Source organism: Spirillospora sp. NPDC048911, assembly GCF_043198015.1.
Lineage (GTDB): Bacteria > Actinomycetota > Actinomycetes > Streptosporangiales > Streptosporangiaceae > Spirillospora.
The window spans coordinates 1-6,961 of the sequence record NZ_JBICUD010000024.1 but is presented as its reverse complement, the minus strand read 5'-3'; the positions used below and the strand labels follow the sequence as shown (position 1 = coordinate 6,961).

Annotated in this window: 2 protein-coding genes; both read right to left on the bottom strand. The window is 72.7% G+C overall.

Annotated elements, in window-relative coordinates; all coding sequences use genetic code 11:
* On the bottom strand, positions 1 to 4,571 hold a 4,571-nt coding region (locus ACGFNU_RS50620), incomplete at its 3' end, for an amino acid adenylation domain-containing protein (RefSeq protein ID WP_392604166.1).
* Positions 4,568 to 6,961 (bottom strand): condensation domain-containing protein (locus tag ACGFNU_RS50615; RefSeq protein WP_392604161.1); only part of this gene is annotated, 2,394 nt, incomplete at its 5' end. The genes ACGFNU_RS50620 and ACGFNU_RS50615, both read right to left, overlap by 4 nt.

Below are 6,961 nucleotides of genomic sequence, written 5' to 3'. Positions count from 1 at the left end.
TACGAAAGGGTCACGCCCTCGAACGACACGGCGGGAGCGTCCGGATTCGAAGCCGCCTGCACCTCGAACAACGCCGGAATCGTCGCCCGCTCCACCGGCTCCGCCGTCCCACCCGCCCACTTGCGCAGGAGAGTCCGGCGTTCGGCCCGGTCGAGGATCTCGGCGGTGCCGATCGGCTCGTCGGGCGCGTCGAGCAGCTCGCGGACGAGCCGTTCGAAGCGGGCCGCGATCGACTCGGCGGTGGCCGGGTCGAAGAGGTCGAGCGCGTACTCCAGGCCCGCCTCGATACCGGCGGGAGCGCCGTCCTCGCCGTGCCGTTCCGCCAGGTAGAGGGAAAGGTCGTACTTCGCGGCACCCGACCCGAGCGGCTCGGCTCCCCCGGTCAGCCCCTCCAGCTCCAGCTTGGCCTCGGGGTTGTTCTGGAACGTCAGGGCGACCTGGAAGAGCGGGTGCCGGGACATCGACCGCGCCGGGTTGAGCACCTCGACGAGGCGCTCGAACGGCAGGTCCTGGTGCGCGTACGCGGCGAGGTCGGTCTCCTTGACCCGCGCGATCAGCTCGCGGAACGTCGGGTCGCCGGAGGTGTCGGTGCGCAGCACGAGCATGTTGACGAACATGCCGACGAGGTCGTCCAGCGCCTCGTCCGTGCGGCCCGCGATGGGCGAGCCGATCGGCACGTCCGTCCCGGCGCCGAGCCGCGTCAGCAGCGCCGCGTACGCCGCCTGCGTCACCATGAACAGGCTGGCGCCGCTCTCCCGCGCGAGCTTCAACAGGCGGGCGTGCAGCTCGGCGTCGAGGTCGAAGGCGAACGTGGCGCCCCGGTGGCTCGCCTCGGCGGGCCGGGGCCGGTCGGCCGGGAGCTCCAGCTGGTCCGGAAGCCCGGCAAGGGCCTGGGTCCAGTACGCGATCTGCCGCGAGACCAGGCTGTCCGGATCGTCCTCGGATCCGAAGAGCTCCTGCTGCCACAGCGTGTAGTCCGCGTACTGCACCGGCAGCGGCGCCCAGTCCGGCGCCTCGCCCTCGCTGCGCGCCGCGTACGCCAGGAGCACGTCGCGCGCGAGCGGCGCCATCGACCAGCCGTCGGCCGCGATGTGGTGCAGGACCAGCAGCAGGACGTGAACATCGGCGCCGTCGTCGTCGCCGAGCGAGAACAGCCGGACCCGGATCGGCGGTTCGATCGACAGGTCGAAGCCCTGCCCGACGGCGGCGGCGAGCTCGGCGGGCAACCGCGCCTCGGTCGTCTCGGTCACGGTGAGCCGCGGTCGCGCCAGGGCCGGGTCGAGCACGAGCTGCCGCGCGGTGCCGGAGCCGTCCGGGAAGATCGTGCGCAGCGACTCGTGCCGCGTCACGACATCGCCGAGGGCGGCCTGGAGTGCCTCATGGTCGATGGCTCCGGCGAGCCGCAACGCCGCCGGCATGGTGAAGGTGGTGGAGCGGCCCTCGAAGCGGTTGAGGAACCACAGCCGCTGCTGCGCGTACGACAGCGGGACGGTCTCCGGGCGCTGTTCGACGCGGACGAGCGCGGGCCGGACCTCGCCGGACGCTTCGTCGAGCCGTCCGGCCAGCCCGGCGACCGTCGGCGCCTCGAAGAGGGCCCGCAGCGGCAGCTCCACGCCGAGCGCCGACCGGATCCTGCCGACGAGCCGCGTCGCGATCAGCGAGTCGCCGCCGAGCGCGAAGAACCCGTCGTCCACGCCGACCCGCGCGACGCCGAGCACCTCGGCGAACAGCCCGGCGAGGATCTCCTCCCGCGGCGACCGCGGCGCCCGGCTGACCGAGACCCCGGCGTCGGGCGCGGGCAGGGCCGCGCGGTCCAGCTTCCCGTTCACCGTCAGCGGCAGCGCGTCCAGCAGGGTGAACGAGGGGACCATGTAGCCGGGAAGGCTCGCGGCGACGTGCCGGCGCAGCGCCGCGACGTCCACCTCTCCGGTGACGTAGGCGGCCAGCCGCCTGTCCCCCGGCACGTCCTCGCGGACGATGACGGCGGCCTGCGCGACGCCCTCGTACGCGCCGGCGACGCTCTCGATCTCGCCGAGCTCGACGCGGTAGCCGCGGATCTTCACCTGGTCGTCGGCGCGGCCGAGGTACTCGACGGTGCCCTCGGGCGTCCAGCGCACGAGATCGCCGGTGCGGTACATCCGGTCGCCCGGCGAGCCGAACGGGTCGGCGACGAAACGTTCGGCGGTCAGGCCCGGCCGGTCGAGGTAGCCGCGCGCCAGCTGCACACCGGCGAGGTACAGCTCGCCGGGGACGCCGGGCGGCACGGGCTGCAGGGCCGGGTCGAGCACGTACGAGCGGGTGTTCCGGTAGGGCGCGCCGACCGTGGGGCGCTCGCTGAGCGCCGCCACCTGGTTCATGGTGTCGATGGTCGATTCGGTCGGCCCGTAGAAGTTGCGGGTCGTCACGCCGGGCAGCGCCCGCAGCTCCGCCCACAGCGCCGCGCTGATCGCCTCGCCGCCGAGCAGCAGCTGGGACGGCCGGTGCCGCCCGTCCGCCGCGAGCAGCCCGGCCTCACGCAGCGACTGGAAGTGCGAAGGCGTGGTGTTGACCAGGTCGATGCGCGCCCTGGCGACGTACGCCGTGTAAGCCTCCACATCACGGCGCGTCTCGTCGTCGATGAGGTGCAGCTCGTGGCCGTACATCATCCACAGCAGGCCCATCCACGACGTGTCGAACGAGAACGACGCCAGGTGCGCGAACCGCATCCGCCTGCCGCCGGCCGCCTCGATCGCCGGGTCGAAGAACGCGGCCCGGTGCGCCTCGAAGTAGTTGAGGACGCCCGCGTGCGGCACGACGACGCCCTTGGGACGCCCGGTCGAGCCCGAGGTGTAGATGACGTAGGCGGTGTTGTCCGAGGCCGATCGCCGTTCGGGATCGTGCGAGGGCCGGTCCGCGACGTCGAGGCCCTCCCTGATCGTCAATGCGGGACGGCAGTCGTCGAGCATGTGGGCGACGCGCTCGGCCGGATACTCGGGATCGATCGGCACGTACGCCGCGCCCGCCTTCAGAACCCCGAGGATCGAGACGACGATCTCCGGGGTGCGGGGCAGCACGAGCGCCACCCGGTCCTCGGCCCCGATCCCGCGGGCGATCAGCTCGTGCGCGAGGCGGTTGGCCCGCTCGTTCAGCTCCGCGTAGGTGACCGAGATGTCGCCGCACACCAGCGCGACGTCGTCCGGCGTCCGGGCGGCCTGCGCTTCGAAGAGATCCGGCAGCGTGCCAGGGCGCACCTCGGCGGTGGTGTCGTTCCAGGCGGCGAGCCGCGCGCGCTCGTCCTCCCCCGCCAGCTCCACGGCACCGATGGCCTGCCCGGAGTCGTCGGCGAACGCCTCCAGAATGCGCCGGACGCGGGCCAGCAACGCCTCGACGACGTCCTTCTCGTACACGTCCGGCCGGTAGTGCAGCCGCAGCGACAGCCCGGGGCCGGGCGCGGCGACGAACGACAACGGGAAATGCGTCGCGTCATAGGAGTCGGCATCGGTGATCCGCATGCCGTTGAGCGAGCCGTCCATCGAGGCCGGATCGAACGGGTAGTTCTCCAGCACGGTCATCGTGTCGAAGAGATGAGCGTGGCCCGCCGCGCGCTGGATGTCGGTGAGCCCGAGGTGGTGGTGCGGCAGAAGCTCCGCCTGCTCGTCCTGCAGCCGCTCCATGAGCGCGGAGAGGGGCTCCTCGGGCCGGTAGCGCACGCGCACGGGCAGTGTGTTGATGAAGAGCCCGATCATCTGCTCGATGCCGGGCAGCTCGGCGGGCCGCCCCGAGACGGTGGAGCCGAAGACCACGTCGTTCGTGCCGAGCAGGCGTCCGAGCACGAGGCCCCACGCGCCCTGCAGCACCGTGCTGAGCGTGACGCCGTGCCGCCGGGCTGCGCGTTGCAGCTTCTTGGTCAGCCGCCCGTCCAGCTCGGTGATGGTCCGCTCGGGCACCACCGGCGGGCGGCCCGCCGCGTCCGGCGCGACGAGGCTGGGCTCGGACACACCGTCGAGGGCGGCACGCCAAGCCTCCTCGGCGGCGCCACGGTCCTGCTTGGCGAGCCAGGCGAGATAGCTCTTGTACGGGGTGACGCGCGGGAAGCCCGAGTCATCCCCGCCCTGCACGTACAGCATGAACAGCTCGGTCGCCAGAATCGGCGTGGACCACCCGTCGAGCAGGATGTGGTGATTGGTGAACACCAGCCGGTGCCGTTCGGCGCCCAGCCGCACGAGAACGAAGCGCAGCAGCGGCGGCGCGGTCACGTCGAAACGGCGCGCCCGCTCCCGGGCGACGACCGCGTCCGCCTCGGCCACGTCCGCGGCGCCGATCTCCTCCCAGGGCAGCTCGACTCCGCGCGGGACGACCTGCACCGGTTTGGACAGGCCCTCGTGCCAGAACGCGGCGCGCAGGTTGGAGTGGCGCCGCAGCAACGTGTCGGCGGCGGTGCGCAGCGCGGCGGCGTCCAGCGGCCCTTCGAGATCGAGGACGATCTGCGCCGTGTAGACGTCCGTGCTGTCCGCGTCGTACAGGGCGTGGAAGAAGAAGCCCTGCTGCAGCGGCGACAGCGGCAGGATGTCCTCAAGGTCACCGCGGTTCAACTGTGCTTCCTCCAGGCGTCCTGCAGTTGGTCGATCTCGCCCTGGTCGAGGTCCACCAGGAGGTCGGACGGGGTGAACCCGCCGGCCGTCCCGGTGCCGTCGCCGCTGACGTGCGCGACCAGACCGCGCAGCGCCTCGAACCAGTCCTCGGCGAGCTCTCGTACGTCGTCCTCGGTGAGCAGCCCGTCCGGCCACGTCCAGGTGGCGCTCAGCTCGGGGCCGCCCGCCAGCTCCCGGGTGATCGCGTTGATCTCCAGGACGTGCGCCATGGGCATCCGCGGGTCCTCGCCGCCGGGCAGCTCCTCGTCGGCCAGGCTCCAGTCGCCGCCCGCGCCGCCCGGATCCACCCGGCCGAGGTAGTTGAACGCGATCTGCGCCGGCGCGAGCTCGGCCAGTTCCCCGGCGGCCTCGTCGTCGAAGTGGCGGAGCAGGCCGTAGCCGATGCCGTCGTCGGGGATCTCGCGGAGCTGCTCCTTGACCTTCTTGAGCGCGGTGCCGACGGCCTGGCCGCCGTCCCGCACCTCGGCCCAGTCGATCGTGCCCGCGTCCAGCCGGACGGGGTGGATCGAGGTGAACCAGCCCACGGTGCGCGACAGGTCCACGCCCGGCACGATGTCCGCGCGGCCGTGCCCTTCCAGGTCGATGAGCACACCCGTGCCGCGCCCACCACGGTGCGTGTGCCCTGTGGGGGGACGACCCTCCACGCCCCCCGCCGCGGCTTCGCCGCGATTCTTGCGCCACTGGGCCACGGCGAGCGACAGCCCGGTGAGCAGCACGTCGTTGGCGCGGCCGTGGAACGCGGCGGGCACGTCGGTGAGCAGCGGCCCGGTCACGTCCGCGGGCAGGTCCAGCCGGACCGTCCGCGCCCGCGCGGCGATGTCCACGCGCGGGTCGAGGGCGCGGCCCGCGAGCCGCTGGGCGGGGCCGTCCACGATGTCGAGCCAGGTCTCCAGCTCGGCCTCGGCGCGGGCCGGGTCGGTCGCGGCGGCGGTGAGCCGCTGCGCCCAGCGCCGGAACGAGGTGGCGACCGGCTGGAGCTCGCCGCCCGCCCACGCGGTGACCAGGTCGGGGAGCAGGACGCGCCAGGAGACGCCGTCCACGACGAGGTGGTGCAGGACGACCAGCAGGCGGCCCTGCGTCTGCCCCGCGTCGAACCACACCAGCTGCCCGGTGATCCCGGCGGCGGGGTCGAGGCGGTCGCGCGCGGCGGCGGCGTGCTCGGCGACGACCTGGGCGAGCTTGTCGGCGTCCAGGGCGGCGGCGTCCACGCGGGTGACGAGGCCGGCGGCGTCGACGGTCCCCGCCGGCCGGACCACGGGCTGCCAGCGGTCGCCGTCCACGTCGAGCCGCAGCCGGAGCACGTCATGGTGGTCGAGGAGGGTCTGGAACGCCGCGACGAGACGCTCCGTGCCAAGGCTCGGCGGCGTGCGCAGCAACGTCGCCTGGTGGAAGCCCCGGATGAGCTCCGCGTCGCCGCCGACCCGGTCGCGCAACCACGCGACCACCGGAGTGATCGGGACGGGGCCGGTGCCCGTGCCGGGCGCCTCGATCTCGATCTCGTCGCCCTCGCCGACCGGCCGGGCGTGCGCGGCGAGCGCCTGGACCGTCTGGTGCTGGAACACCTCGCGTGGCGAGATGACCAGTCCGGATTGGCGGGCGCGCGAGACCAGCTGGATGGCGATGATGGAGTCGCCGCCGAGGTCGAAGAAACCGTCGTCGATGCCGACGCGTTCCAGACCCAGCACCTCGGCGAACAAACTGGCGAGGGTCTCCTCGTCGGAGGTACGAGGTGCGCGCGAGGAGACCTTCGCGGAGAAGTCCGGATCGGGCAGCGCGTCGCGGTCGAGCTTGCCGTTCACCGTGAGCGGCAGCGCGTCAAGGGACACGACGGCCGCCGGAACCATGTAGCCGGGAAGGCCCTGAGCGACGAAGCCCCGCAGGCCGGCGGCATCGACGTCGGCGCCGACCACGTACGCGATCAGGCGGTCGTCACGGACGATCACAGCCACATCGGACACCGACTCATGGCGGGCCAGAGCCGATTCGATCTCGCCCAGCTCAATACGGAACCCGCGCAACTGCACCTGCTGATCGGAACGACCCAGGTATTCGAGGCTGCCGTCGTCCAGCCAGCGGCCTACGTCCCCCGTGCGGTACATGCGCGTGCCGGGCTTGCCGTACGGGTCGGCGACAAAGCGCTCGGCGGTGAGAGCGTGACGGTCGAGGTAGCCGCGCGCCAGACCCGCGCCCGCCACGTACAGTTCACCCACGACACCGGGCGCGACCGGCTGGAGCCGATCGTCCAGCACATAGACGCGCAAGTCCGGAATACCGACACCAATGATGCTGCCAGGCGCGGTCGCGGCATACGCACGGTCAAGCGCGACGTA